The following is a 25,685-nucleotide window of genomic DNA, read 5'->3' as shown; positions in this document are numbered from 1 at the left end:
TGCCGAGTTATTTTCCATTTCTCCTGTGGCATGAAATATTGCTCGAATAAGGATGTGATGTCAATGAGATTGCCTATGACCATCAGAAAATTCAGCATTTTCACAAAGCTAGTCGCCTGCCTGCTATTTGTTATGCTTCCCATCTATGGCATCAGTTTTTATATGAATCAGACAGCGGAAGAAAACGTCCACAACGAAATATCCAAATCAGTCGTCTCCAGCGTTCATTTTTATGTCAGTTCCTTTGAAACGGAAATGCAGCGGATCATGCGATTGAACAAGGAGCTCATCTTCGATGACGATTTCCTCAAAATTAGAACGATTGCTGATGCAATGGACGATTATACGCGCGCGCAAACGATATTAAGCATTAAGAACAAGCTAAATCTTCTCAAAACTTCAAGCCCATATGTAGATGATGTCAAAGTGTATATACCATCGCTTGGAAGAGGGATCTTCGCTAACAGCTTCGACAACCAAATCGCCGAGGATGAGCTTGAGGCGCTTGAAACATCGCATAAAAGTTACAGCGATCCTTTAACATTCTGGAATAATCAACTGTATCTAAGCGAAATCTATCCGCCTCCGTTCCAGCGTGTGAATTTGACGATTGCGTTAGCTGTAGAGCTATCGATGGAACAGCTTAGGCATACGCTTAACCAGATTAGTCAAGTGAAATATTCAGGTGCCGCTTTCATAAACTTTCAACAAGATTGGATATTCACTGACGGAAAGAGTGACAAGAACATACAGGTCGCTTTGCAGAAACTTATTTCGGAGCCGCGGTTTAAGGACAAAACAAGTGCTCAAGGCAGAATAACTGTGCAAGGTGTTGACTATATAGCCACTTTCGAATATTCGAGTCTGCTGAACACTTATTTGGCTGTCTACTTTCCGGAAGAACAAGTGCTTGGGTCATTGGCGAAGTATCGGACCTTGCTATGGATGCTCTCAATCATTTCTACCGCTGTTCTCGTATTATTCGCCTATTGGATATTCCGCCTAATCCACCAGCCCTTGAAGCGGCTAGTTATTTCGTTTCGCCAAGTGGAGAAAGGAAATTTAAAAGTTGAGATCTACCACCATAACAAGGATGAATTTTATTATTTGTATGAGCAGTTTAACGCGATGGTCAGACATTTGGACCTTCTTATTCGTGAAGTTTACGAGGAACGAATCCGGGGGCAGCAATCTGAACTAAAGCAATTGCAATCACAGATCAATCCGCATTTTTTGTATAACAGCTTTTTCATATTGCAAGGATTAGTGCGGATGAACGATAATGCGACTGCGGAAACGATGATGCAGTATTTGGCCAATTATTTTAAGTTTATTACGAGAACAGGATCGGAGCAGATTACCTTGGAGCAGGAGATAAGTCATGCCAGAACCTACACGAATATTCAATCCATACGGTTTGACCGGAATCTCCAGGTAGAGTGGGGTGAGGTGCCGGAGAAATATGCCAAGATGATGGTGCCCCGCATTATTTTGCAGCCCTTAGTTGAAAACGCTTATATTCACGGACTTGAAGAAAAGGTAGATGGAGGAAGATTAAGTATTCAGTTTTCCGATAAAGATAGGGATTTGCTTATTATTGTAGAAGATAACGGGGAAAAACTACTCGACAACAAGTTAATGAAGATTCAGGAGCAACTGCGATCGAATAATGCCATTACGGAATACACCGGCTTATTCAACGTTCATCGCCGCTTGCAGTTGAAATACGGAGAAAACTTCGGATTGAGAGCAACGAGAAGTGTATGGGGGGGCTTAAGGGTTGAATTAATGATTGCCTACACGGAGGAGGATCAATTTAAAGTTTACTAGGAATTTATTCTCATTTTCGCGCTTTAAATTGTATATTAGAAGGATTTTCCTCCATTGATGTCGAAACTCGTAGAACAAGTTCTTGAAATGGAGGAAAACTAGCTTTGAAATTACGAAATCAAATATTGGGTGGAACCATCATACTTTCTTTAATAGCAGGGGGATCTGATTCGGCGTATGCGTCCATTCAGAGCTTGTCGGCAGGAAAAACGCTGAATGCGGGAGCTCAACAGTTCGCACAGAATAAAACCACTCAAAATAACGCAACTGTCGCTAAAATCGTAGATATTACCAATTTGCGCAAAGGACCGGGACTTGAATATGAGGTTGTTGCCAAAGCGAAGGCTGGAGATACTTATCCGGTCGTTGGCTCGAAAGGGGAATGGTATAAAGTATCGCTTTCCAGCGGCGGGACGGCATATGTTGCCAATTGGGTAGTGGAAACCATTGAGGGCAATAGCAGCGAGCAGCATAAGGAAGCCATAGTAAATATAGTGGACACTACTAATTTACGCAAAGGACCGGGGCTGGATTATGAGATTGTTACCAAGGCAAGGGCAGGCGAATCGTTTCCTGTAGTCGGATTAGATGGAGATTGGTATAAAGTATCGCTGCCAAGCGGAGGAACGGCTTACGTTGCCAATTGGGTCGTGAATACCGGTGTTGCCAAAAAAAACGGCAGCAAAGTATACATTTATCATTCACATAATCGAGAGTCCTGGAAAGATGTATCGGGCAATACAAGTGGTATTTCCTTCGATGATCCGAAAGTGAACATTACACTTGTTGGCAAGAAGCTAGCAGAGAGTCTAGAGAAAAAAGGAATATCATCCATTGTTGAACAGACCGACTTTGCAAAAAGGTTGAATGAACAGAAACTAAGCTTCACGAAAGCCTACAGCGAATCGCGCAAAGCGGTAGACAAGGCGATGAAGTCTCATACATCCCTTTCTTATTTCTTCGATATTCACCGGGATGCGGATGTTCCACGCAGCAAAACAACGGTTGTAATTAATGGAAAAACGTATGCTAGGATTTTGTTCGTCATTGGAGATGTTAATCCCACCCACAAGGAAAACAAAAAGTTCGCTGAAGCATTAGATGCGCGATTGAACAAGAAGTATCCTGGCATCTCGAGAGGTGTTATTTTAAAAAGCGCTCATCAAGGAAATGCCGAATACAACCAGTCCGTCTCTAACGGAAGTCTGCTGCTGGAATTCGGAGGAGTAAATAATACACTGAATGAAAATCTACAAACCGCTGAGGCTTTCGCTGACGTGTTTGCGGAGTATTATAAATCAATGAATTGAATGGAATAATCAAAATTATCATTAAAATGATTAATGCTTAAAAAGCAGGGGAAGTATCCTTGCTTTTTTTTGTTGTATTCTCAGTTGTAAGAAGTGATAGGATGATGTTATCGACAAAAATATATTGTAAAACGATAAATAACAATTGACTTGAGATATATTTTGTATTAATATGTTGTTAGTTTACTACGAAGGAGAAATTATAATGAAAAAAAAGTATGTATTAGCGGCCACACCAATATATTTAGGGGTTATATGTTTGATTATTTCTTCTTTAACTAGTGCGGATATTGCACCAGACGGTACTCTGATCGAACCATTCTTCTTTTTAATACCATTAAGTTATTTATTTTTGTTTAGTGGTACGATTTCATTGTTGTTTGTAGCTTTAAGCTCGGTGTTTAAAAAAACAAAACGTAGTTGATTTACGACAAACTATTGTGTCCACTCTGTATCTCAAACACGGAAACCGGTAATTCCTAGTGAAGGAAAAACCGGTTTTTTTGCATGCAAAATGATCTGTTCTAGTCACTACCATTTGAAGCATTTTCGGATCCATTTTCATGCAAGCTATGCAGCTATTTAAATAGATCGTAAAAATATTTCATTTTCACATCATTTTCTCATTTTCACTAGATATAATGAAAAATGTCTTCGGAATGATAATCATTATCAAGATCGAGTTGCATTAAAAGAGGGTGGTAGAGAGTTGGATGCTGGTACACAATACAGGACCAGAAAGCATCATCGAAATGCTAATTTGAAACATCGATCACAACGAAGCAAATATAGAGTACTAGGAATCCTGCTTGAACGAGAAAGAATAACGTTAGAGGAGCTCTCGACGCTTCTGATGATGCCGGCTCAATCCGTAATCAAAGTGACCCAAAGTTTGACCGTTAGCGGATTAATAGTGAGGGCAGAGGAGGACGGTGAATGTATGGTCATTACGGATAACGGAGTGCGGGTCTGGGAGGAGGCGAACCGTGATTGGCAAAAGTGGTTGGAACGCTACCCGGATCTCGTTTTCACTGGGGAACCTAAACTGTCAAATGGCGCCAATGCGGGATGATGAGAAAACTTAGCGGATTCGCCGGACTTGCCATCTTCGTTGTTTTTTTACTTCTGAGCTGGCAGCTGTTTGACTTGAATCAACTGCTCGAACAGTTACGCATTGTACTCGTTCAGCCGGGATGGCTATTAATCATGTTTGCTGTTTATCTTTTATCTTTTGTTCTCAAAGCTGCGGCGTGGCAAGCTTACGCAGGCCGTGAACATGCAATTGGAATGTACTTGCATGGCATTTTTTACAGCTTACTGTTCAACCATTTGCTTCCAATCAAAGTTGGCGATTTTGTGCGCACAGGTATTTTAATGAAGAAGGCGCGTATGAGGTGGGATGCTGCTCTACACACCGTTGTGATTATGCGTTTAACGGACTTACTTGTGCTAGGAATGATATCGGCTATTGGCATGTTGTGGTTAGGACTGAAAATATCATGGCTTGTATTTGCTGTCATGGCAGCAATCGTCATTTTTGCAGTAGTAGCTTTGAGATGGTTTCCGATTCAGCGCTGGCCATTTGCCAATCGGCACTGGGAGCAGCTCAAGGCAATCGTTATATCAAGGCAAGGCCCCTATATCCTAGGTCTTGTTGCCGTAAGTTGGATATTGGAAGCGGTAATCTTGTTTGGTATTGCCCATATGGGAGGCATACAGTTAAGCGCCGCTTCGTCCATTTGGGCTAACAGCGTTACAATTGGAGGCCAAATCTTTCATGTAACACCAGGTGGAATTGGTACCTATGAGAGTACGTTAAGCGGCTCGTTGGCGGTGCTTGGAGTTAGCTGGGAAGAAGCCTATACTACCGCTTTGTTGACACATACATTCAAATTCGCTGTTGCCTTTATTCTGGGTTCTTTTTCTTTGATTCGAATGCCGATTGGTCTGCATGAAGCCAAGAAATGGATCCAAATACAGCGAAAGCCTTCTCTCAATACGAATCAAACGCGTGAAAGGACATCCTTATGAAACAAGCTTCTCCTTTTGAAATTGTAGCGGCTAGATGTTGGAACCTTCTGAACGAGGGCAAGCCGTTTACGCCGATTTTTGCCACATCCGTATTTTTGCTGTATCGGTCTGATCAGTGGCTGGACAGCCGTTTTTGGGCGGGTAGCGGCTTAAGTCTGCTGCTGATGTTACCTTTGTTTTTTTTATTCTATTATTTCGATTTCCCGCTTTTTCTAAGGAACTACTTATGGTTGCCGCTTGTGGCTGCGTTACTTTTATGGGAACCTCAGAATCTTTCCCTTCATGCGGCGGCAATAGGATTGTATTTTTTCTTCACCGTGTTTTTCTGGGGGACGTTTTATTACCGAATGCGAATCGGTACGTCATGGTGGAACTTTAGACGCTTCTGGAAGCTCGTGCTCAAGAACAGCGATTCGACCAGCGGTAACGCACAGGAACAACTGCCGAAGCTGCTGCTGCTCTTGTTGCTATGGAATCATTTTTACATACTGCTGTTTCCTTTAGGAGGGTCCTCTTGGCCCGCTGCCGGGTTTGCGGATGATGTTATATTATTGGGCATATTCACAGCGTGCTTGTGTTTATATAGCTGGATTCTGCATGCAAACCTTTTTGATTGGAAACCCAAAGAGACGACACGATTCACAGATGGGCCTGATATGACGGGAAAGGCCACCAATGAGAAGGTAATTGTAATTGTCATTGACGGTATGCGCAAGGAGCGCTTTGAAGAAGCCGATGCTCCATTTCTGAAGAAGCTGCGTTCGGAAGGAACAGAGTATACGCAGATGGAGACGGTTTATCCCGCAAGAACGGTCGTTTGTTTCTCATCCATGTTTACCGGTGCCCATCCCAAAGACCACGGTATACGTTCCAATATGGTTTGGAGGCTGGGAATTCGGGTGGAAAGTATTTTTGATTCGCTGCGGAAGGTTGGGAAGCGTGGACGTTTGCTAGGTATTGCCCATCTGATTGACTCCATGGGCGACGATGTGGAAAGCGTAACTGCCGTTATGCACAATGACAAAGCTGACCGCAATATCATCGACCGCTCCAAGAAGATAATGGCCGAACAAAACCCTGATTTATTCGTCGTTCAGATGATTGCCGTTGACCAAACCGGACACAGCATGGGCGTGCTGTACGATGAATATTTAGAGAAAATCGCCGAGGCAGACAGGTTGGTTGAGGAATTTGTCGGTTGGCTGACCGATCAAGGCATGATGGAAAATACAACGCTTATCGTTTGCGCCGACCACGGGCAGGCGGACGGTATCGGCGGGCATGGCCACCTTGACGAAGGTGAACGGTTTGTCCCCTTCTTCCTGCATGGTCCAACCATTCGCCAAGGCTACAGAATCGATGAAAGAAATTCATTGATTTCTATGGCACCAACGCTAGCCTACTTATTGGGCGCACCCTATCCAAGCGCCAGCCGCGGTCGGGTGTTGACGGATGCGTTCAAGCGTTAATACCTCAACATCAAGGAAATGGCTTAATGAAAAGAGGAATCCCATGAAATCAAGCGGTAACAAAAAACTTGTCGTATTCATACCTGCACACAATGAAGAAGCAAACATCGCGAGTGTCATTTCTCGCGTCTCGAGAGACTTCCATCCTAATTATGACGTAAAAGTCATCATTATCGATGATGGCTCGACCGATCGAACAGTAGAGATAGCGAAGGAAGCAGGAGCGGACTATGTCCATTCCTTTGAGAAAAATAGGGGCTTAGGGGCTGCGGTTAGAGAAGGACTGAGACAATCCTGCCTGCTGGATGCGGATATTGGTTTGATGATTGATGCAGACAATGAATACCCGCCAGAGCAAATTCCAGAGGTTATCGCTCCCATTATGGATAGGACGGCAGACTACACGTTCGGTTCGCGATTTAAGGGGAGCATCGCAGGGATGAAGCTGCATCGCAGGCTGGGGAATTATTTTTTTACACTGCTCCAGTCTGTGCTGCTGCGCAAATGGATTTATGACGGCCAATCCGGCATGCGAGGCTTTTCTCGGGAAGCGATGGAAAGCGCGGAAATCATTCATGATTACAATTACGCACAAGTGTTGACCTTGAATTTGCTGCGGAAGGGCTTCCGTCTGCAAGAGGTTCCTATCGCCTACAAGGTGAGGACACAGGGGCAGTCCTTCATTAAATTCCGGCAATATGTCAATTCCGTCATTCCGGCTATTTATAAGGAAATGAAGCGGCCTGCTCTGCGCGGTTCATCCTTTGCCCGAAACAGGCAAGTGCAGGATACCTCGGGCCAGCAAGCGTAACGGTTATCGCAACGAGAGGGGATCAGAAAATATTGTTTCGACTCGTTCGCCGTATATCGATAAGCGCTGCCTCTATCGTCCTTCTCTTCCTTTTTTGTTTCAATCTGTTTTTCTCTAGTCCCTATGTACGCTCATGGGACGAGGTGGATTTTGTGCTCGCGGTGGACCGGTTCGACCTGCTCGCAATGCAGCCCCATTTTCCGGGATACCCGTATTTTATTGCGGGAGCGAAGCTGGTTCATGAGTGGGTGACTGATCCGGTCCAATCCTTGATTATATGGAATGCGATGCTTGCCTTAAGCGCAGCGATTCCCATTACGTTGTTAGCCAAACGATACATCGGGCTGGTTCCCGCAGTATGGGCAGCGGTGGGCGTTCAATCTTTGCCTTATTTATGGCTAATGGGCTCTCGGCCTATGTCTGAATGCGCGGGCATCGCCGTGCTGTGGTGGTATCTCTGGAGTGTGCGATGGGCTGCAGACCGTCCTAAATCCAACGCTCGCCTGGGAACCTCGCTGCTATTGTTCAGTGTACTAATGGGGATTCGATTATCCTACTTCCCTTTTGGCATTGCCTTGCTACTGCTGCTTGTTTTCCAATATACGAGTCTTAAGGACAGCCACAATAGGCTTCGAAGATTGGTTTTGGCACTGGCAGCCGCTGGAGGCGCGCAGCTCATTTGGATTGGCGGCCTAATCCAATCCGAAGGTACGCTGCAAGGTTTCTGGAAGCTGTCCCTAGCATTTGTCTCTGGACATTTCTCCGAATGGGGCGGCGGGGTCGCAGACTCGCAGGTACCACTCGGCACGCGCTTTGTAACGCTAATCTCGGATCACTTGATTCGTGACGTATGGTTTAGCCGTTCGTCAGCACTGGCTTTGCTTTATTTACTGCTGTTAGCTTTGACGGGCTTTGGGATGTGGAAGCTAAGAGGCAGCATACGGGATGTTACTGCGGATAGGAAATTCGGCAAATGGCTGTGGGTTTGTCTGGCTGCATATGGAGTATGGGTTTTATTGGGCCAAAATATTGAAAAGCCTCGCCATATTGCGCCCGTTGCTGGTCCAATGATTCTGGTCCTTTATGCTTCAGCATTAAAAACAGCAGAGTTATTAAACAGAGCTTCGAGCGATATCCGCCGTTGGAAGTGGGATATGCCAGCAGCAATCTATCTTTCCTTAGCTGCCGTTATCGCCGTTCAAATTGCAATAGGAGCTCAATTGCTTAAGCTTCAAGCCGAGCAAACGCCTGCTGTCTATCAATTGAACGACTATATGGAAGCTTTGAACCAACCGTTTGTTCTGTACACATGGGAAGAAACCCGGGTACTCCGCTATTTGGAAGCCGGATATGAGCATCGAAAAATTTTGACATTCGATTACTTTCATTCCTTATCGCAGACGGGGGATGGGCAGCGGGTATTTTTGACGGATCATGTGCTAAATGGTTTTTTGCAGCAAAATGCCAATGCGGGATCACAGGTTATCCCGGTTGCAAAGTTTGTGTCAGATGATTTATTTGACCCGGTCTATTCCCGGATTACCCTTTACGAATGGATCGGACCAAATGATCTCCAAAAGGAAAAAGAGTAAACAGAAGGAGTGTGTTCAAGTGTCAAGATGGTTTCAAAGCGGGCTGGCGGTAGTTGTCTTATTATTATGGCTATCTCCAGCTCAGGTATCGGCGTACTCCTATGGGGATGCGAATACGGAGGATGTTGCCGAGACTTTTAAGATCATTGCCGGTGCAGCAGACGGGAGTAAGCCGGATTGGAAAGTAATCGAAGAGACTCACAAAGTAAGGCGCTCAGAGATCAAATCACATTTTGGCGAATCCATTGCGGTCACGCTGGACAAGAACATTGAAGCGAAGGATAGTAAGCTTCTGACGGCTAATTACAAGGCCGTTCTCGTTATGAATCTGGACCGCCGATTCACGTACGCGTTGAAGGATGTAAGTGACTATGCCGGAGCCAAGCTGCTTCTGGCCAAAGCAAAGGCAACCTTCGATACATTAGCGCCCTATATGTCATCTGGTACGGATGACATCAACAACGCTTTCGAAGAAGCCTTGGAAGCGCTCGGAAATCCCGGCTTGTTCGGCGTAGGGGAGAAGGAGGCCGATCCGGAAACCTTTAAACAAAAGGTAAACTTTATTTACGGTAAGGTTAAACCGCACTTTCCTTACAAGGCTTATGTCAAGCCGCCGGTTGAGAAGCCAAACGAGGAGAAGCCCGTCAAGGAACCGGCAGCTACGCAGAAGCCTTCTCCAAGCAAGGCGCCTATTGCTGCCGTTAAGCCTTCGCCGAGCGTGAAGCCGAGTCCCGTCGAAAAGGAAGAGGCAGCGGCTTCGCCAACGCCTAGCACGGCTCCAAGTCCAGATCCGAAGGAGTTGGCATCGGCTAGCCCTGAGGCAGAACCAACGCCCGAGGTGCCAGTAACAGAAGAGACAGGGGGTGAGACAGCAACATCCGCCGATTCAGGCAGTGAGGACGTATCGGAGCAAGTGATAGATGAGCCGATATCCTCTGATTCTACAGTTGCTGCATCTGAACAAGCAGCACAGGAAGAAGGACATGCCCCGATGGAGCGAACCGATAAAACAAATTCCTTGGTAACGGTATTCGTTATCGCAGGGGTAATTATCGTTGGCGCTGGCGTCATATGGTTTATTCGCAAAAAAGGTTTAATGTAAAAAAACTTATTTTAGGAGAGATGAAATTGCGTAAATTATTATCTTTAGTACTCAGTTTGACTTTGGTTTTTTCTTCCGTCTTTATGCTGGCTTCCGTTGTCAGTGCAGAATCTAAATTCAAAATTACGGAGGATGCGGATATCGCCGCAAAAATAAAAGCCTTTACGGATATTAAAGCCTTATTCACAGACAAGACGGATCTGGGCGCGGTTAAACAATTTTACGTGAATCAGTTCCAAACGGATGTTAAACGCATTGACGCAACAATTAAGCCCGATGATCCAAAGATCGATGAGAACATTTCATTCGTATTAGACAATGCCATTAAAGGCACGCTTAATGTGGGCCAAGCGAAGCAAGCTGTAGACAAAGGGCTTCAATGGTACTTCTACTTCAGCCTGCGTGACATGATCAGCAACAAGGTTAGACCGGCATTGTCGAAAGAGGATTTCAATACCGCTACGACTGAGTTCTACAAAGTCGTGCAAATTTATGAGGGAGTTATTCAGAGCACGGTGACCAAACGCGATGGCACGTATGGACTGGATATGACAGCTATTTTGAAAGGGACGATCGAGCAGCTGTTGACTGATCTTGATGAGAAAAATGCCAATGATTTCAACGTGCACCGTCAAGTTTTGGATAAAACCATTATCAAAACCTACGCGCTTGCAACCTTTACTTATGCGACGAATATCCCGACGAAGCCTGCTGCCGATCAACCGGCTGCCGTTACGGAAGGCTACTTCCTATACCTCCCTGTATACACCTATTTAAGAGGTGGAAGCGTGGAGGATGCTAATTATGTTTTGAATGTGTTCGCATCTGGAGACGCTAGTAAAGTAGATAAAGATAAAATTCAGGCCGCACTTCAAAGAACGATGATTGGCAAAGTATCGGAATACGTAACGAATGCCTATACGAAATTAGCAGACGGTGATCTGCAAGGCGCACGCGGTTATGCAATGGAAGGGAATATGTTCTTGTCGACGCAGGAAGTATTCTTTACGAAGGAAGAATATGCGGCAGCCGCAGCACATGCGCAGCAGTTCGCTGAAGCAATCGACATGTCGGATCTTGCGAAAGCAAAAGCTACTTCCTTTAAGATGCTGAAGTATTTGGCAGCCAAAGACGGTACACAAATTTCAGTCAATGCAAAAACGTATAAAGTTGACGGGCAGTCCCGTACCGCTGCCAGCGCTCCATTCATCAATAAGAAGACTTCCCGCACTCTGGTTCCCGTTCGCTTAATTGCGGATGCGATCAATGCAGAAGTTAGTTACGAGAATAGCACGAAGACGGTCAGCATCGTTAAAGACGGTAAAAAAACCGAACTGAAGCTTGGTTCCGATCAAATCATCCAAGACGGTAAACTTAACGAAACGATTAAACTCGACCAGCCGGTCGTCGTGGACAAGGGCAACTCATTTATTCCACTGCGTGCGGTCGCTGAATTGTTCGGAAAAGGTGTTTTTTATGACAAAGGTGAAATCATTATTCTCAGATAATTCATAATCTCTTTACGGAAGACGCCTGCGCTGAAAACGCAGGTGTCTTCCGCCATTATATTTATCTTATTGAATGGAGGCATAAGGATGAATTTGCAGTCCTTTTTAATTACGTTTCGCGAAGCGCTCGAAGCGATTTTAATTGTTGGGGTTATCATGACCTATTTAAAGAGGATTGGTCAGACGCAGTGGAACAAATGGGTATGGGTAGGCGTTATCCTTGCGTTGGCAGCAAGTTATGGCACTGCTCTGGTGTTCCAAACGGTGCTAACCGGATTCGCAATGATGGGCAGCCAAAATTACTTGAAGATTGGTATTATGCTCGTCTCATGCGTACTCCTTTCTCACATGGTTTTATTCATGAGCCAGCAGAGCCGCAATTTACAGGGGCAGGTTGAGAATAAAATATCGGCGATTCTCACCGTCGGCGGGGTGATGAATATGATCATCCACTCTTTCCTTGTCGTTGTAAGGGAAGGCGTGGAGACCGTATTTTTCTTCGCCGCGATTACCGGTGGAGATATTCAACAGGCGCTTCAAAGCTGGGGAGCGTTGTTTGGCCTGATACTGGCCTTCGTAGTCGGTTATTTGTTTTTTAAAGGTACCAAAAAAATTCAGCTTAAAACTTTTTTTCGGATCACAAGCATATTCCTCACGATGATTGCGGGAGGACTTCTTGTACAGGCTGTCGGGATCATGCAGGATATTGGAATAATGGGCTCGGTTTTCAAAACGCCTGGCGGCGAGGTTGGCGAGATCTACAACATTACGGCGATCATGCCTGAGCATCCTTTGGACGAAACGCAGCATATTCGCGATACCGGTGAACGCCCTTTAATAAATGGACAAGTCGGAATTTTCTTTAAAGCATTCCTTGGCTATACACAGAACCCATCCGTTGAAGAGTTTGTCCTCTACTGGGCATTTTATCTGATTATATTCATTCTGCTTGGTTTGCAGAAAAAGCGTTACCAAGAAATGCAGTCTACAGAGTCAGTAAAGGGAGTGTGAACATGTTGAAAATCGGAATTATTGGTTTTGGCCATGTCGGTAAAGCGATGTTTAAGCAATTTCCGAATGCGACCGTCTATGACGGTCCATTAGGTATTGGGAGCCGGGAGGAGCTTGCCGATTGCGATGCCGCTTTTATATGCGTGCCTACGCCGGAAGCAGTGGACGGCAGCTGCGACACGACTCAAGTGAAGGAAGTTCTGTCGTGGCTTGATGCCTCTGTTATTATTATTCGATCGACTATCCCTGTCGGTTTCACCGACGGTCAGATTAGGGATACGGGCAAGCGGATCGTCTTCCAGCCTGAATATTACGGAGAAACGGCAGCGCATCCATTTGCTGATCTCAATGCGCGAAGCTGGTTAACGCTGGGAGGCGCAGCTGGGGATGTCAAGCTGGCTGTGAAAGCCTATCAAAGCGTATGTAACGCAGAGGTTAAATTCGTGCTGACGGAGGCGCGTACCGCGGAGCTGGCCAAATATATGGAAAACTGTTATTTGGCATTGAAGGTCGCTTTTTGCAACGAGTTTTACGATATTGCCCAAGCCTTTGATGTCGATTATTCCAGACTGAGGGAAGTGTGGCTAGAAGACCCGAGAATAGGCAGAAGCCATACCTTCGTATATGAGGACAATCGCGGCTTCTCGGGGAAGTGTCTCCCTAAGGATTTGAACGCCATTCTGCATCAGGCGGATGAGAAAGACTTAAATGTAGGATTGATGCACGCTCTGCGGTTGAGAAACGAACAGTTTTTGAAAAACAATGATTGATTGGCATACGTTTTTCGAATAGAATAGATTTATATACATAATAATGATAATCATTTTCATTAAATGGAAATAAGCCCTATAATCATGTCGCGGCCAGCATTAGGACATGGCTTTAGCCTTGCGGGAGGAAAAGGCGTAATGAAAAAAGTATCCTTGAGAGGCATTGGTTACGTGATGAGAAAATGAGCTTGAAAAAATGGACGAGCTTCTACTTTCGAATGCCGATTAAGTTTAAGCTGACTTTATGGTCAACTGTGTTAATTATGGTGCTGTTCGCCGGATATAACACGCTGCAATACGTCATTATGGAGAAATGGATCATTCACCGCGAGAAAAAGAACGTGCAGCACAGCATGAATGAAATTTTGAACTATTTTCTGGAACAGGAAGCGGTGTTTAAGCAAGGGGATTTAACGAAAATAAGACAGTATTTGGACAAAATCAACCGAGACGATCAACGGATCCGTATCATTGGAACCGACAATGTTCCTCTTTTAACGATAAACGATAATGTGCCGGACGATCTATTGGAGCACCAATCGATCCCACCGCAAGAAATCGGTATTTACAGGCAGGGCGGCTATTCCCAGTTAATCATGCAAAGTCCGATCACTATTTTCGAATTTTCCGGATCAGTCGAAATTGTCAAAAGCCTGGAACAATTCGAGGGAATGAGAAAGACGATTTCACAGGTCATGTTTTATTTCACTTTGGGCGCAGTCGTTTTAAGTATTCTGGTCGGTTGGCTGCTTACGAGAAATGTGCTCAAGCCGCTGCAGGCAATGGCTCAGACGATTAGAGACATCAGCAACAAAGGGATGCAGGAAAGAATGCGGCCTGCATTAAATGGTGATGAAATCTCAACTCTAATGATCTTGTTTAACGACATGATGGATCAGGTGGAAGAATCGTTCCATCAGCAAAGCAGGTTTGTCGAAGATGCTTCCCACGAGCTTAGAACACCGGTAGCCATAATCGAAGGCCATCTGAATCTGCTTCGAAGATGGGGGAAGGAAGACCCCGTTATTCTTAGCGATTCGCTTGATGCTTCTCTTTACGAGTTTGCACGGTTAAAGGGGCTTGTCTTGGAATTGCTTACCTTATCTCGGGCCGAACAAAACACACATGTCCTCGAATCGTTGTTGAAGAACCCTTCGAAAGCAATCGAAAAAATAATAGATCGGTTCGCATTGATTCATCCTGGTTTCTTTTTGGAAACCGATTTAAAACGGATTGATGGTACGAGTTTGAAGATTTCCAACGAACATCTGGAGCAAATTCTACTCATTATTTTGGATAATGCGATTAAATACTCTCTACAGCAAAAAGTGATATCCGTTAAAGCCTACGTGAGTGAGAAACAGGTCCATATTGAAATCATCGATTATGGCATGGGGATTCCTGCGAAAGATTTACCTTACGTTACTGACAGGTTCTATCGGGTAGATAAAGCAAGGAGCCGTGATCAGGGCGGCAATGGGTTAGGTCTTGCAATTGCCAAGAGATTGATTGATCGTTATCAGGGCACGCTTGCGATCCGTTCCGAGGAGCTTTCCGGCACTACGGTAACCATCGGCTTGCCATATTTATTTCACGAATAGAAGCCGGGTACGGTAAATGATGGAGGAGGAAGAAGTTTGAAAAAGTTGTCGATCATCTTATTTCTTTTTATAGTCTGTTCGGCATGCGAGCTTAGAGGAAGTAGCGGTGAAGCTCAAAATCATTCCGAGCCAACGGTTACAGCTATTCAAGTTACTGAAGATACAGACATGAAAAACGGCGATGTGACGGTATATTCAGCTAGGCATTATGAAGCCGACTCCATCCTATTCGAAGCCTTTACTAAGCGCACGGGGATAAAGGTGAATGAGATCAAAGGCACGGCGGAGGAATTGGTCGCGCGGCTAAAGCAGGATGGAGAGGATTCCGGGGCGGATTTGTTCTTTACCGTGGACGGAGGCGTATTAAACTATGCCAAGCGAGAGAAAGTACTGCAGCCTCTGAGTTCTGAGGTAGTTGACCGCCAGGTTCCGGCTAAATGGCGTGATCCAGATGATTACTGGATTGGCATTGCTACGCGTGCGAGGGTAATCGTATATGCGAAGGATAGGGTTAAGCCAGAGGAATTATCGACTTATGAAAGCTTGACCGAAGATAAATGGAAAGGCAAAGTGCTGGTTAGATCTTACTCCAATCTCTATAACCAGTCATTGCTTGCTTCGTTTATTGCAATAAACGGGGAAGAGCATGCTGAACAGTGGGCCAGAGGGATTGTGAACAATTTTGCGCGTGTTCCTGAAGGCGGAGATCGTGATCAAGCCAAGGCCATAGCCGATGGCATTGGTGATGTAGCAATCATGAATACGTATTATGTTGGACAGCTGGCCGCCTCTAAAGATTCGGAAGAAGCCCGAATAGCGGAAGGCTTGGGAGTGTTTTTCCCAAATCAGGAGACGACGGGGACACATCTTAATATTAGCGGAATTGGGCTGGTTCGTTACTCTAAAAACAGAGAAAATGCATTAAAGCTGGTTGAATATATGACGAGTAAGGAAGGCCAAACGCTATTGGTGCAGGGGAGTTTTGAATTCCCGGTAAATGAAGAGGCTGAAGCAGCAGAGCCTATCAAATCCTGGGGGGCCTTTAAGTCGCAGCAGCTCGAATTCGCAGATTTGGAGGAATATCGGCAAAAGGCGATTGAAATATTTAAAAAAGTGAATTGGACTTAATTTAAATATTAAAATGTGTACCGCGAGGCGAGTTACGAATTGTGCATTGCCGCTTATGACAAACAAGAAAGCATTCGCTGGCGTTCTATTTTGCATAAGGCGGATTTTCAAGCATAGTCACGCCATAATCTTATTTCTAAATCTAGATTCGATTTATAAACTAAAATCCACAGCCTCATGAGGCTGTGAATTTTCTCATTTATTTATTGCAGTTGCAAGTGTCTACTCAATTGATCGACGAACTGCTCCAAGTAATGCTGATCAATCTCGTCAAAACGATTGAGTATAGGACTGTCAATGTCGAGAAGGCCGAATAGCTCACCATTTATAATGATAGGAATAACAATCTCGGATTGCGATGCTGCATCGCATGCGATATGACCTGGGAATTCATGGACATTCCCAACTCGGATTGTCGTTCTTTGGCTTGCCGCTTTGCCGCATACGCCACGATGCAAACCGATGCGAACGCAAGCTGGCAGTCCTTGAAATGGGCCAAGAACAAGCTCTTCATTTCGATAAAGGTAAAATCCTACCCAATTGATATTAGTAAGAAATTGATTAAGCAATGCGGATGTGTTGGATAGATTAGCAATTATATCTGATTCACCCTCCAGCAATGCTTGAAGCTGATTAATAACTAACTTATAATTTTGTTCTTTTGAATCCTTATATTGTTCAGTTTGAAACATAATCCGACTCCTTTTGAGGTTTAATAGTTTCTAGCAGAGCTGACCGTTCGAAGCGGGAGTATTCAAGCATGTTGCATATTCAAGCATGTTGCATATAGCAGCATGCTTATTTTGTTATGTGCGGCCAGCTAGATGCTCAACCTGTTATTTCACGAGCTCAAGAAATCGATTTGCCGCGTTGGAGAGCGGCATATTGCGCATAATCATGAAGCCCACTTGGGAAGGGGGCATCTTGATATCTAGTTGAATTTCGAAGAGCGAGCCTTCTTCAAGCTCTTTAGTGATGAATTCTTTAGTTACGTATGAGATTCCGAGGCCTTTCCGCGCGAACTCGATGAGAAGATCGACGCTTCCTACCTCAATTTCAGGCTTGATCTGATAATCATAGCTTTGGAAAAGCTCGGTGATGGCCATCCGTACCCGACTATTACGCGAGAATAGAATGATGGGGTACTGAAGAAGCATATCAAGTGATAGTACTTTGTCTTTAAGCTCGGCATATCGCGCTCCTGCCACAAAACAATCCTGAAGCTCAATTCCTCTCATCACCTCTAACTGCGAATCGACGATTGGCATACGGACAACGCCCAAATCGATTTTGCCTTCCTTCAGAAACGCAATCGTTTCTGGTGTCGTTCCATGATTCAAATGCAGCTTGATGCCAGGATACTTCTGAAGATAGCTTTCTAGAAATGGCAGCAAATAATGCTTAAACAACGAATCGCTCCCGCCGATTCGCAGTTCGCCGCTGTCCAAATTTTTTAGCGCCGCCATCTTTTCTTCCGCCAATGAGATGAGTATTTGAGACTTCTCGATATAGGAATAAAGGATGGCGCCTTCTTGTGTCAAAGCGACGCCTTTGGAATTCCTGTAGAACAAAGTAATCCCAAGACTGCTCTCCAACTGCTTAATGGCATGGCTCACGCTCGGCTGAGTGATATACAACGATTTGGCTGCCTGGGACAAGCTTCCTTTTTTCGCGATCCAGTAGAAAACTTTGTATAATTCGTAATTGATCATAGATATTGTCTATAGCTCCTGTGAAATATATGAATTACTTGTATAGGTGATATTCGTATTATAGTGGATTTAGGAAATAGAAACCAGTACTAACTAAATAGCTCTGTTGGAAGGAGAAGTTACATGGAAGCTACCACTTTTGTCTTATTTGGAGCGACAGGGGATTTGGCAAAAAGAAAAATTTACCCTGCCTTATATAATTTATTCATTGATAAAAAGCTGCCGGAGTTTTTCTCAGTGGTCGGCCTTGGAAGAAGAGAACTTTCCGATGAAGCCTTTAAGGCTAATGTCGAGCAATCTCTTCGGACGTTTTCTAGACGCGAAGTGAAAGATCCCTTATTGTTGCAAAACTTCTTGCGTGCATTCCGCTATAGTGTTCTGGATGTGGGTCGTAAAGAAGATTACAAGAAGCTGCTTCACCTGATTGAACAAAGGGAAGAAGAACTTCGTATAGTACCAAATCGTATGTTTTATTTATCCGTAGGACCTGAATTTTTTGAAACGATTGCAGCTAACATCCATGAAAGCGGGCTCGGTTCTACGAACGGCTGGAAGCGCCTCGTCATTGAGAAGCCATTCGGTCATGATTTGCAATCCGCTCGCGAGCTGAATAACAACCTGAGCAAAGCTTTTACGGAGGATGAGGTTTTCCGAATTGATCATTATCTCGGGAAACCGATGGTTCAGAAGCTTGAAGTATTACAGCAAAGCAACCCAGTCCTTCAGGCATTATGGGACAAACGATATATTGCCAACGTACAGATTACAGCGAATGAAATCGTTGGGGTAGAAGAAAGAGCTGGTTATTACGATCATGTTGGCGCGATAAGAGACATGTTCCAAAACCACATGCTCCAATTGCTCATGATGCTGACGATTCACCTCCCGAACAACAGTACTTCAGAAGATGTCCGTTTCAAGAAGAAATTGGTCATGAACGCACTAGAGCCGCTGCAAAAAGAGGATGTCACCTCCCATGTTGTCCGCGGGCAGTATGGTGAAGGGACGATCAATGGGAAATCGGTGATTGGCTATACATCCGAACCTAACATTGCGTTAACTTCCCAGAATGACACTTTTATCGCAGCTAAGCTGCATATCGATGATTATTTTTGGAGAGGCGTTCCTTTCTATATCCGTACAGGCAAAAGGATGAAGGAGAAATCGACGAGAATCGTATTCGAATTCAAGGAACCTCTGCAGCAATCCACTGCAAAGCATGTTTATAAAACGCCTAATCTACTTGTATTTGAGATCAGTCCTAACGAAAGCATAACGCTGCATTTAAATTCGAGTGACCCAGAGCACAAGGGGAAATTCAAGCCTTGGACAATCGACTTTCATGAGATGAGAGACAATGTGCCTGAGGCGTACGAGAATTTGATTCACGACGCTTTGCACGGAGATGCAACTTTCTTCGCGCATTGGGACGAAGTTGAATCATCTTGGAAATGGGTTCAACCCATTTTGGATGCATACGAAGAGAACCTCGTTCCACTGCATAACTATTCAGCCGGTTCGAACGGACCTGCCGCGTCTGATGATCTGCTCGCACAAGACGGCTTTCATTGGTGGTTCGATGAAAAGACGGAGCAATCCACACAAATCAAAACCATAAAAGGAGAACAATATGCTTAATACAAAAACCATTGAACAACTATCTATCGACACGATTCGTACATTATCTATCGATGCTATCAACGCTGCCAATTCCGGACATCCGGGGCTTCCGATGGGAGCTTCACCTATGGCCTATGCACTTTGGACGAAACATCTTAATCACAATCCAGCTCATGCAAAATGGTTCAACCGCGATCGTTTCGTCTTATCCGCAGGTCATGGTTCAGCTCTGCTTTACAGCCTTCTGCATCTGTCCGGTTATAACGTATCGATCGATGACTTGAAGCAGTTCCGTAAGCTAAACAGCTTAACACCGGGCCATCCGGAATTTGGTCATACCGATGGCGTAGATGCAACAACCGGTCCTCTAGGTCAAGGAATTGCGATGGCAGTAGGCATGGCGATGGCTGAAGCGCATCTGGCTTCGAAATTTAATCAAAACGGGTATTCGGTAGTTGATCATTACACCTACGCGCTTGTAGGGGACGGCTGCTTAATGGAAGGGATCTCGTACGAGGCAATGTCCATGGCTGGACATATGAAGCTGGATAAGCTCATTGTATTGTATGATTCCAACGACATTTCCTTAGATGGTGACCTCAATCTATCCTTCGGGGAAAACATCCAGAAGAGAGCGGAATCTGCGAACTGGCACTATTTGCGCGTGGAAGATGGCAACGATATCGAGCAAATCGCTAAAGCGATCGAGGCTGCCAAGCAAAATGAATCACAACCGACGATTATCGAAGTTCGGACAATTATTGGTTTCGGAAGCAAGGTAGCCGGAACGAATAAGGCACATGGCAATCCGCTTGGCAAGGAAGAGGCAATTGCAACGAAAGCAGTGTACGGCTGGGATTATGATGAAGAATTTACGGTTCCAGCAGAAGTCAAAGCCCACTTTGAACAGCTAAAACAAAATGGAGAGGCAAAGGAAGCATCGTGGAATCAATTAATCGCTTCTTATAGCACAGAGCATCCAGAGCTTGGCGCGGAGCTGAAGCAAGTGATCGAAGGCTCCGTCGTGATCGATTCAGCAGATATCCTTACTTTTGATCCTTCCAAGACGATTTCAACTCGTGTTGCGAGCGGTCAAGCGATCAATCATTTTGTAAAATCGGTTCCTTCGATTTTTGGCGGAAGTGCAGACTTGTCGCATTCAACGATGACTGATATTAGCGGGGAGCAAGTGTTTGCTGTTGATTCTTATGCAGGACGCAATATTTACTTCGGCGTTCGCGAGCACGCCATGGGCGCAGCAGGCAACGGAATGGCGCTTCACGGCGGTGTCAAACCATTCGTGAGTACGTTCTTCGTGTTCAGTGACTATTTACGCCCGGCGATTCGTCTGGCTGCACTTCAAAAACTGCCTGTAACTTATGTGTTTACTCATGATTCCATCGCTGTAGGTGAGGATGGACCTACACATGAGCCAGTTGAGCACTTGACTGCACTGCGTACCATTCCTGGACTTACAGTTATTCGTCCAACGGATGCTAATGAAACGGCTAACGCTTGGGCTTATGCCTTGCAGCAAAATGAAGGTCCAGTAGCTCTAGTACTGAGCAGACAAAACCTGCCTATATATGAAGCAACAAAAGGTAATATTGAAGCGGTATTCAAAGGGGCTTATGTGTTAACTGAAACGAATGGCAAGCCTGACGTAATCCTAATCGCAACGGGTTCGGAGGTTTCCTTGGCAGTAAACGCGAAGGCTGAGCTGGAGAAGGAAAACATTTCTGTCCGCGTCGTAGCTATGCCGAGCCGGGAATTGTTCAACCGTCAATCCGCTGAATATAAGGAATCGGTGCTGCCGGCTTCCGTTACGAAGCGCTTAGCTATTGAAGCTGGTATTTCTCTAGGCTGGGAGCGATATGTAGGACTTGAAGGCAACATATTGTCTATTGATACGTTCGGCGCTTCTGGACCAGGTAATGAGGTATTGGAATTCTTCGGTTTCTCCGTCGATAATGTGGTTAGACTGGCGAAAGATTTACTATAAACATCAAATAAAGTACGAACAAGCTTAGGCGATTCATTTCTTCATAAGCAAGTAGACCTTTACAAGCTAAATATTGTAAAACCAAAAAAAATCGGAGGTAATAACTATGAAATTTTTTATAGACACTGCGAATTTGGTAGATATCAAGAAAGCTTATAAAATCGGTGTGCTGTCCGGTGTTACGACGAATCCATCCTTGGTTGCTAAAGAAGGCGTGAAATTTGAAGACCGTATCGCTGAGATCTTAAAGGAAGTGCCAGAGGTTGAATCCGTTTCGGCCGAAGTCACACCGGATGCAGAGACTGCTGAAGAAATGATCGCACAAGCAAACGAACTAATCAAAATAAATAACAATGACAAAAACATTACGATTAAGCTCCCAATGACGCTAGCTGGCCTGGAGGCTTGCCGTTATTTGACCCAAAAAGGCGTGAAAACAAACGTAACGCTAATCTTCACAGTAAACCAAGCTCTTTTGGCTGCGCGCGCCGGCGCGACTTATGTGTCTCCATTCCTCGGACGCTTGGATGATATTTCGGAAGACGGCGTGCAGCTGGTTACGAAAATTGCTGAATTGTTCCGCACGCATAATCTGGATGCTCAAATCATTGCAGCATCGGTTCGTCATCCTGATCATGTGACACGCGTAGCTATGGCTGGCGCCCATATTGCCACCATTCCTTTCTCTGTGATCGAACAAATATCCAAGCATCCGCTTACGGATCAAGGCATGGAGAAATTCGCTGCGGATTGGAAAAAAGCAGGACAGTAATTACAAGGAGGAAGTTATCATGAAAAAACAACAAATTGGCGTGGTCGGACTGGCCGTAATGGGTAAAAATCTGGCCTTGAATATCGAAAGCAAAGGATTCTCGGTTTCAGTATTTAACCGTTCAGCTGAGAAGACGAATGAACTATTGGCTGAAGCACAAGGAAAAGATTTTGTAGGCACGTATAGTGTGGAAGAATTCGTTCAATCACTGGAAACACCGCGCAAAATTCTAATCATGGTTAAAGCAGGTCAACCGACGGATGATACCATTAATCAACTTGTTCCGTTCCTTGATCAAGGAGATATTCTGATTGATGGCGGAAACGCCTATTTTCCTGATACACAACGTAGAAATAAAGACCTTCAAGCACAAGGCTTCCGTTTTATCGGAGCAGGCGTTTCTGGCGGCGAAGAGGGAGCACTTAACGGCCCAGCAATTATGCCAGGCGGTCAAAGAGATGCATATGAGCTTGTAGAACCAATTCTGACAGCTATTTCGGCCAAAGTAAACGGTGATCCTTGCAGCACCTATATTGGAGCAGACGGTGCTGGCCACTATGTTAAAATGGTACACAACGGCATCGAATACGGCGATATGCAGCTCATTGGTGAAGCATACCACCTGCTCAAAGATGTACTAAACTTGAACACAAGCGAGCTGCATCAGATTTTCACGGAATGGAACAACGGTGAGCTGGACAGCTATTTGATCGAGATCACAGCTGATATTTTCAACAAAATCGATCCGGATACTGGCAAGCCGATGGTTGATGTCATTCTTGATTCAGCAGGGCAAAAAGGTACAGGCAAGTGGACCAGCCAAAGTGCATTAGATTTGGGCGTTCCATTGTCTATCATTACGGAATCCGTATTTGCACGTTTTATTTCCGCAATGAAAGAAGAACGTGTTGCTGCAAGCAAGCAATTGAAGGGTCCAGCGGTATCCAGCTATGACGGTGATGCGAAGGAATTCATTGAATCCGTGCGTAAAGCGTTGTTCACAAGCAAAATCGCTTCTTACGCGCAAGGTTTTGCACAAATGAGAGCGGCGTCTGATGCGTACAACTGGGATTTAAACTACGGCAGTATCGCGATGATTTTCCGCGGAGGCTGTATTATCCGTGCAGGCTTCTTGCAAAATATTAAGGATGCTTATGATCGGAATCCGGCTCTGAACAACCTGTTCTTGGACGAATATTTCAGTGATATCGTTCAGAACTATCAGGATGCTTGGAGAAAAGTAATTTCCATTGCCATAACTAGAGGTATTCCAGTTCCTGCTTTTTCCTCCGCACTAGCTTATTATGACAGCTATCGTACAGAGAGACTGCCAGCTAATTTGCTGCAAGCGCAACGGGACTATTTTGGAGCACATACGTTCCAGCGTCTAGATAAAGAGGGAAGCTTCCATTTTCAATGGATGGGCAATAACGAATAACAATAAAGCGTGAACCGCATGACGGATTATCAATCAACTATATAAAGGCACACCTAGTGGTTAGCTGTGAAATTAATTTTTCATGCTAGCCACGCTAGGTGTGCTTTTTGTTATTTAAGGGTTGACTTCCGATGACTATTTCCAAAGGCAGTTAGGAATATAAATTGGAAAAAAAGGAGAATGTACTGAAATGGGTAAAGATGTTGTTTGGCCTAATACTGCTTCTACTAAGGTAAATTTATGACAAGGACATTATTAGCAAGGACTGAGAGGTTGGTGAATTACATTTATGCGAAAAAAAACAGGTCTGATTGTTCTGATTATCTTCATACTCATTGCAGCTTCTGGATGCCAAGGAAAGAAAATAACAAATAAAGAACAGGATTTAGTCCGTGTAAAGTCTTTAAACGGTGAAAATCAAAAAAAAGTCATATTAGTGCTGATCGATTCTTTAATGGCACAAGCAATTGACAAAGGGATAGCCCAAAAAGAGCTTCCAGCTTTTCAATTTCTGATCGAACATGGTAAGTACTATAAGGATATGGTCAGTTCTTTTCCAACTATGTCTGTGACGATTGATAGTTCACTATTTACAGGATCATATCCGAATGGTCATCACGTACCTGGCTTGATATGGTATTCGACAGATGAGAAGAAACTCATTAATTATGGTACTGGGCCAATGGAGATTATTAAAAACGGGGTAGACACGGTATTAATTGATGGATTAATCGACATGAATGGCAGCCATTTAAATCGTAAACTGCCTACCATATATGAGGATTTAGCTAAGCGCGGCATGAAATCCGGCAGTATTAACGGTTTAATTTATCGGGGTACTGTTGATCATTCTTTAACTATTCCTCCGTTGATTTTAGGGCTTCTTCCGAAAAAAATTACAGTTAAAGGCCCGGATTTTTTTGCATTCGGCTCCTTGTCAGATCCGCTTAAAGGCGTTCAAAAACGTCCAGATAGCTTAACTGAACGACTCGGTTTAAACAATCGCTATTCTATTGAAACCGCCAATTATTTAATCAAGGAAAATAAGCTGCCCGATTTTTTGTACATTTACTTAGCTGATTTAGATCAAAAAATTCATAAACACGGCCCATCGGAATTAGAAGGAGTCAAGGAAGCGGATAGTCAGCTTCAATCTCTATTACAAAGCTTTGGCTCGCTAGAAGAAGCTTTGAAAAAAGTAATTTTTATTACGGTTGGAGATAGTGGGATGACCCAAATCTTGCCTGAGCGTGATCATCCGGTTATTGATCTTGCTTCAATGTTCAAGGAGTATAATGTTTATCGTCAAGGCGAGAAAGTAACGGATGAAACGGAAATCGTGCTCGCAGTCAATGAAACGATGGCTTATGTCTATACACTCAAAGGAAAAATACCGCTAAAAAACATCGCTAATGTATTAAAAACCGATCCACGTATTGATTTCATTTCATGGAAGGAAAAAGAATGGTTTTACGTCATTCAAGCGGAATCCGCTAAACAGCTAAGATTTAAAGCAAAAGGAAAGTTGATCGATCCATATCAGCAAAAGTGGACGGTCGAGCAAGATGCAGAGGTATTGGATTTGAAAATAAACGCGCTGCATCATCATTTGAACTATGGTAAATACCCTGATGCACTGCAACGACTATCAGGAGCATTACAATCTCACTCCGGTCAATATCTGGTGGTCACCGCTAAGCCGGGTTATGAATTGGCAGATCTCGGTTCCCCAACGCACAAAGGGGGCGGGGGACATGGATCACTTGGACAAGCGGAATCATTAATTCCCCTTATCATAAGTGGAACAGATCAGAGGCCGGAATACTTGAGGATTATAGATTTAAAATCATTTCTTCTTAAGCTGATGACGAAGTAGCGATTAATACAAAGAAAAGCTGACAGGTCAGAGATGACCACACATTGTCAGCTTTTTTTGCATTTTGAGGCGATTTGTCATGGTTAAGCTTATTTCTATCTT

Annotated in this window: 21 protein-coding genes; 19 read left to right on the top strand and 2 right to left on the bottom strand. The window is 44.4% G+C overall.

Annotated features, from left to right (window positions below):
• Nucleotides 1-75 precede the first annotated feature (75 nt).
• The 14 genes from AC0YN6_RS04665 (at nt 76) to AC0YN6_RS04600 (ending at nt 16,163) form a co-directional block, all read left to right on the top strand.
• Nucleotides 76-1,830 (top strand): sensor histidine kinase, encoded by a 1,755-nt coding sequence (locus tag AC0YN6_RS04665; protein ID WP_475745450.1) that lies wholly within the window; start codon nt 76-78, stop codon nt 1,828-1,830.
• 104 nt (nt 1,831-1,934) lie between these two features.
• Nucleotides 1,935-3,140 (top strand): stage II sporulation protein P, encoded by a 1,206-nt coding sequence (gene spoIIP / locus AC0YN6_RS04660; RefSeq protein WP_475745449.1) that lies wholly within the window; start codon nt 1,935-1,937, stop codon nt 3,138-3,140.
• 205 nt (nt 3,141-3,345) lie between these two features.
• Entirely contained in the window at nt 3,346-3,564 is a 219-nt protein-coding gene (locus AC0YN6_RS04655; protein WP_475745448.1) for a DUF3955 domain-containing protein, read from the top strand.
• A gap of 285 nt (nt 3,565-3,849) precedes the next feature.
• Nucleotides 3,850-4,212: a hypothetical protein gene (locus tag AC0YN6_RS04650; protein WP_475745447.1), complete on the top strand. Its 363-nt coding sequence runs from the start codon at nt 3,850-3,852 to the stop codon at nt 4,210-4,212.
• Nucleotides 4,209-5,171: a lysylphosphatidylglycerol synthase transmembrane domain-containing protein gene (locus AC0YN6_RS04645; protein WP_475745446.1), complete on the top strand. Its 963-nt coding sequence runs from the start codon at nt 4,209-4,211 to the stop codon at nt 5,169-5,171. The genes AC0YN6_RS04650 and AC0YN6_RS04645 overlap by 4 nt, the downstream gene beginning before the upstream one ends.
• Nucleotides 5,168-6,640 (top strand): alkaline phosphatase family protein, encoded by a 1,473-nt coding sequence (locus AC0YN6_RS04640; RefSeq protein ID WP_475745445.1) that lies wholly within the window; start codon nt 5,168-5,170, stop codon nt 6,638-6,640. The genes AC0YN6_RS04645 and AC0YN6_RS04640 overlap by 4 nt, the downstream gene beginning before the upstream one ends.
• Nucleotides 6,641-6,683: 43 nt before the next feature.
• On the top strand, nt 6,684-7,451 hold the full coding sequence (locus AC0YN6_RS04635) for a glycosyltransferase family 2 protein (RefSeq protein WP_475745444.1): 768 nt from the start codon (nt 6,684-6,686) through the stop codon (nt 7,449-7,451).
• 32 nt (nt 7,452-7,483) lie between these two features.
• Complete coding sequence (locus tag AC0YN6_RS04630) at nt 7,484-9,043, top strand: nucleoporin-interacting protein (RefSeq protein ID WP_475745443.1); 1,560 nt, start codon at nt 7,484-7,486, stop codon at nt 9,041-9,043.
• 19 nt (nt 9,044-9,062) lie between these two features.
• Nucleotides 9,063-10,145, top strand: coding sequence for a hypothetical protein (locus tag AC0YN6_RS04625; RefSeq protein WP_475745442.1), 1,083 nt, complete (start codon nt 9,063-9,065; stop codon nt 10,143-10,145).
• Nucleotides 10,146-10,171: 26 nt separating this feature from the next.
• On the top strand, nt 10,172-11,653 hold the full coding sequence (locus tag AC0YN6_RS04620) for a stalk domain-containing protein (RefSeq protein ID WP_475745441.1): 1,482 nt from the start codon (nt 10,172-10,174) through the stop codon (nt 11,651-11,653).
• An 87-nt stretch (nt 11,654-11,740) separates the two neighbouring features.
• A complete protein-coding gene (locus tag AC0YN6_RS04615; RefSeq protein ID WP_475745440.1) occupies nt 11,741-12,664 on the top strand; it encodes an FTR1 family iron permease in 924 nt (307 codons plus the stop codon).
• Nucleotides 12,665-12,666: 2 nt separating this feature from the next.
• Nucleotides 12,667-13,434: a Rossmann-fold NAD(P)-binding domain-containing protein gene (locus AC0YN6_RS04610; protein WP_475745439.1), complete on the top strand. Its 768-nt coding sequence runs from the start codon at nt 12,667-12,669 to the stop codon at nt 13,432-13,434.
• 188 nt (nt 13,435-13,622) lie between these two features.
• Nucleotides 13,623-15,035, top strand: a complete 1,413-nt coding sequence (locus AC0YN6_RS04605; RefSeq protein ID WP_475745438.1) for a HAMP domain-containing sensor histidine kinase — start codon at nt 13,623-13,625, stop codon at nt 15,033-15,035.
• 36 nt (nt 15,036-15,071) lie between these two features.
• Entirely contained in the window at nt 15,072-16,163 is a 1,092-nt protein-coding gene (locus AC0YN6_RS04600; RefSeq protein ID WP_475745437.1) for a Fe(3+) ABC transporter substrate-binding protein, read from the top strand.
• Nucleotides 16,164-16,366: 203 nt separating this feature from the next.
• On the opposite strand, the gene AC0YN6_RS04595 is transcribed toward AC0YN6_RS04600, so the two are convergent.
• Both AC0YN6_RS04595 and AC0YN6_RS04590 read right to left on the bottom strand, forming a co-directional pair.
• Nucleotides 16,367-16,855, bottom strand: coding sequence for a GAF domain-containing protein (locus AC0YN6_RS04595; protein WP_475745436.1), 489 nt, complete (start codon nt 16,853-16,855; stop codon nt 16,367-16,369).
• Nucleotides 16,856-16,999: 144 nt separating this feature from the next.
• Nucleotides 17,000-17,875 (bottom strand): LysR family transcriptional regulator, encoded by an 876-nt coding sequence (locus AC0YN6_RS04590; protein ID WP_475745435.1) that lies wholly within the window; start codon nt 17,873-17,875, stop codon nt 17,000-17,002.
• A gap of 123 nt (nt 17,876-17,998) precedes the next feature.
• Between AC0YN6_RS04590 and zwf the strand changes: the two genes are divergently transcribed.
• The 5 genes from zwf to AC0YN6_RS04565 all read left to right on the top strand — a co-directional run bounded on the left by zwf (nt 17,999) and on the right by AC0YN6_RS04565 (nt 25,583).
• Nucleotides 17,999-19,513, top strand: coding sequence for a glucose-6-phosphate dehydrogenase (gene zwf / locus AC0YN6_RS04585; RefSeq protein WP_475745434.1), 1,515 nt, complete (start codon nt 17,999-18,001; stop codon nt 19,511-19,513).
• Nucleotides 19,506-21,497: a transketolase gene (gene tkt, locus AC0YN6_RS04580; RefSeq protein WP_475745433.1), complete on the top strand. Its 1,992-nt coding sequence runs from the start codon at nt 19,506-19,508 to the stop codon at nt 21,495-21,497. Before zwf ends, tkt begins: the two co-directional genes overlap by 8 nt.
• A 106-nt stretch (nt 21,498-21,603) precedes the next feature.
• Nucleotides 21,604-22,269 carry a fructose-6-phosphate aldolase gene (gene fsa, locus AC0YN6_RS04575; RefSeq protein WP_475745432.1) on the top strand — a complete coding sequence of 222 codons (666 nt, stop codon included), beginning with the start codon at nt 21,604-21,606 and terminating at the stop codon, nt 22,267-22,269.
• A gap of 19 nt (nt 22,270-22,288) precedes the next feature.
• Nucleotides 22,289-23,707, top strand: coding sequence for an NADP-dependent phosphogluconate dehydrogenase (gene gndA / locus AC0YN6_RS04570; protein ID WP_475745431.1), 1,419 nt, complete (start codon nt 22,289-22,291; stop codon nt 23,705-23,707).
• 289 nt (nt 23,708-23,996) lie between these two features.
• The gene (locus AC0YN6_RS04565) at nt 23,997-25,583 is read left to right on the top strand and encodes an alkaline phosphatase family protein (protein ID WP_475745430.1); all 1,587 of its coding nucleotides are present in this window, start codon (nt 23,997-23,999) and stop codon (nt 25,581-25,583) included.
• Nucleotides 25,584-25,685: the final 102 nt, after the last annotated feature.

It is taken from the genome of Paenibacillus sp. J22P15 (assembly GCF_056269345.1).
The sequence above is the reverse complement of the archived record's forward strand: the minus strand, read 5'-3'. Positions and strand labels throughout refer to the sequence as shown.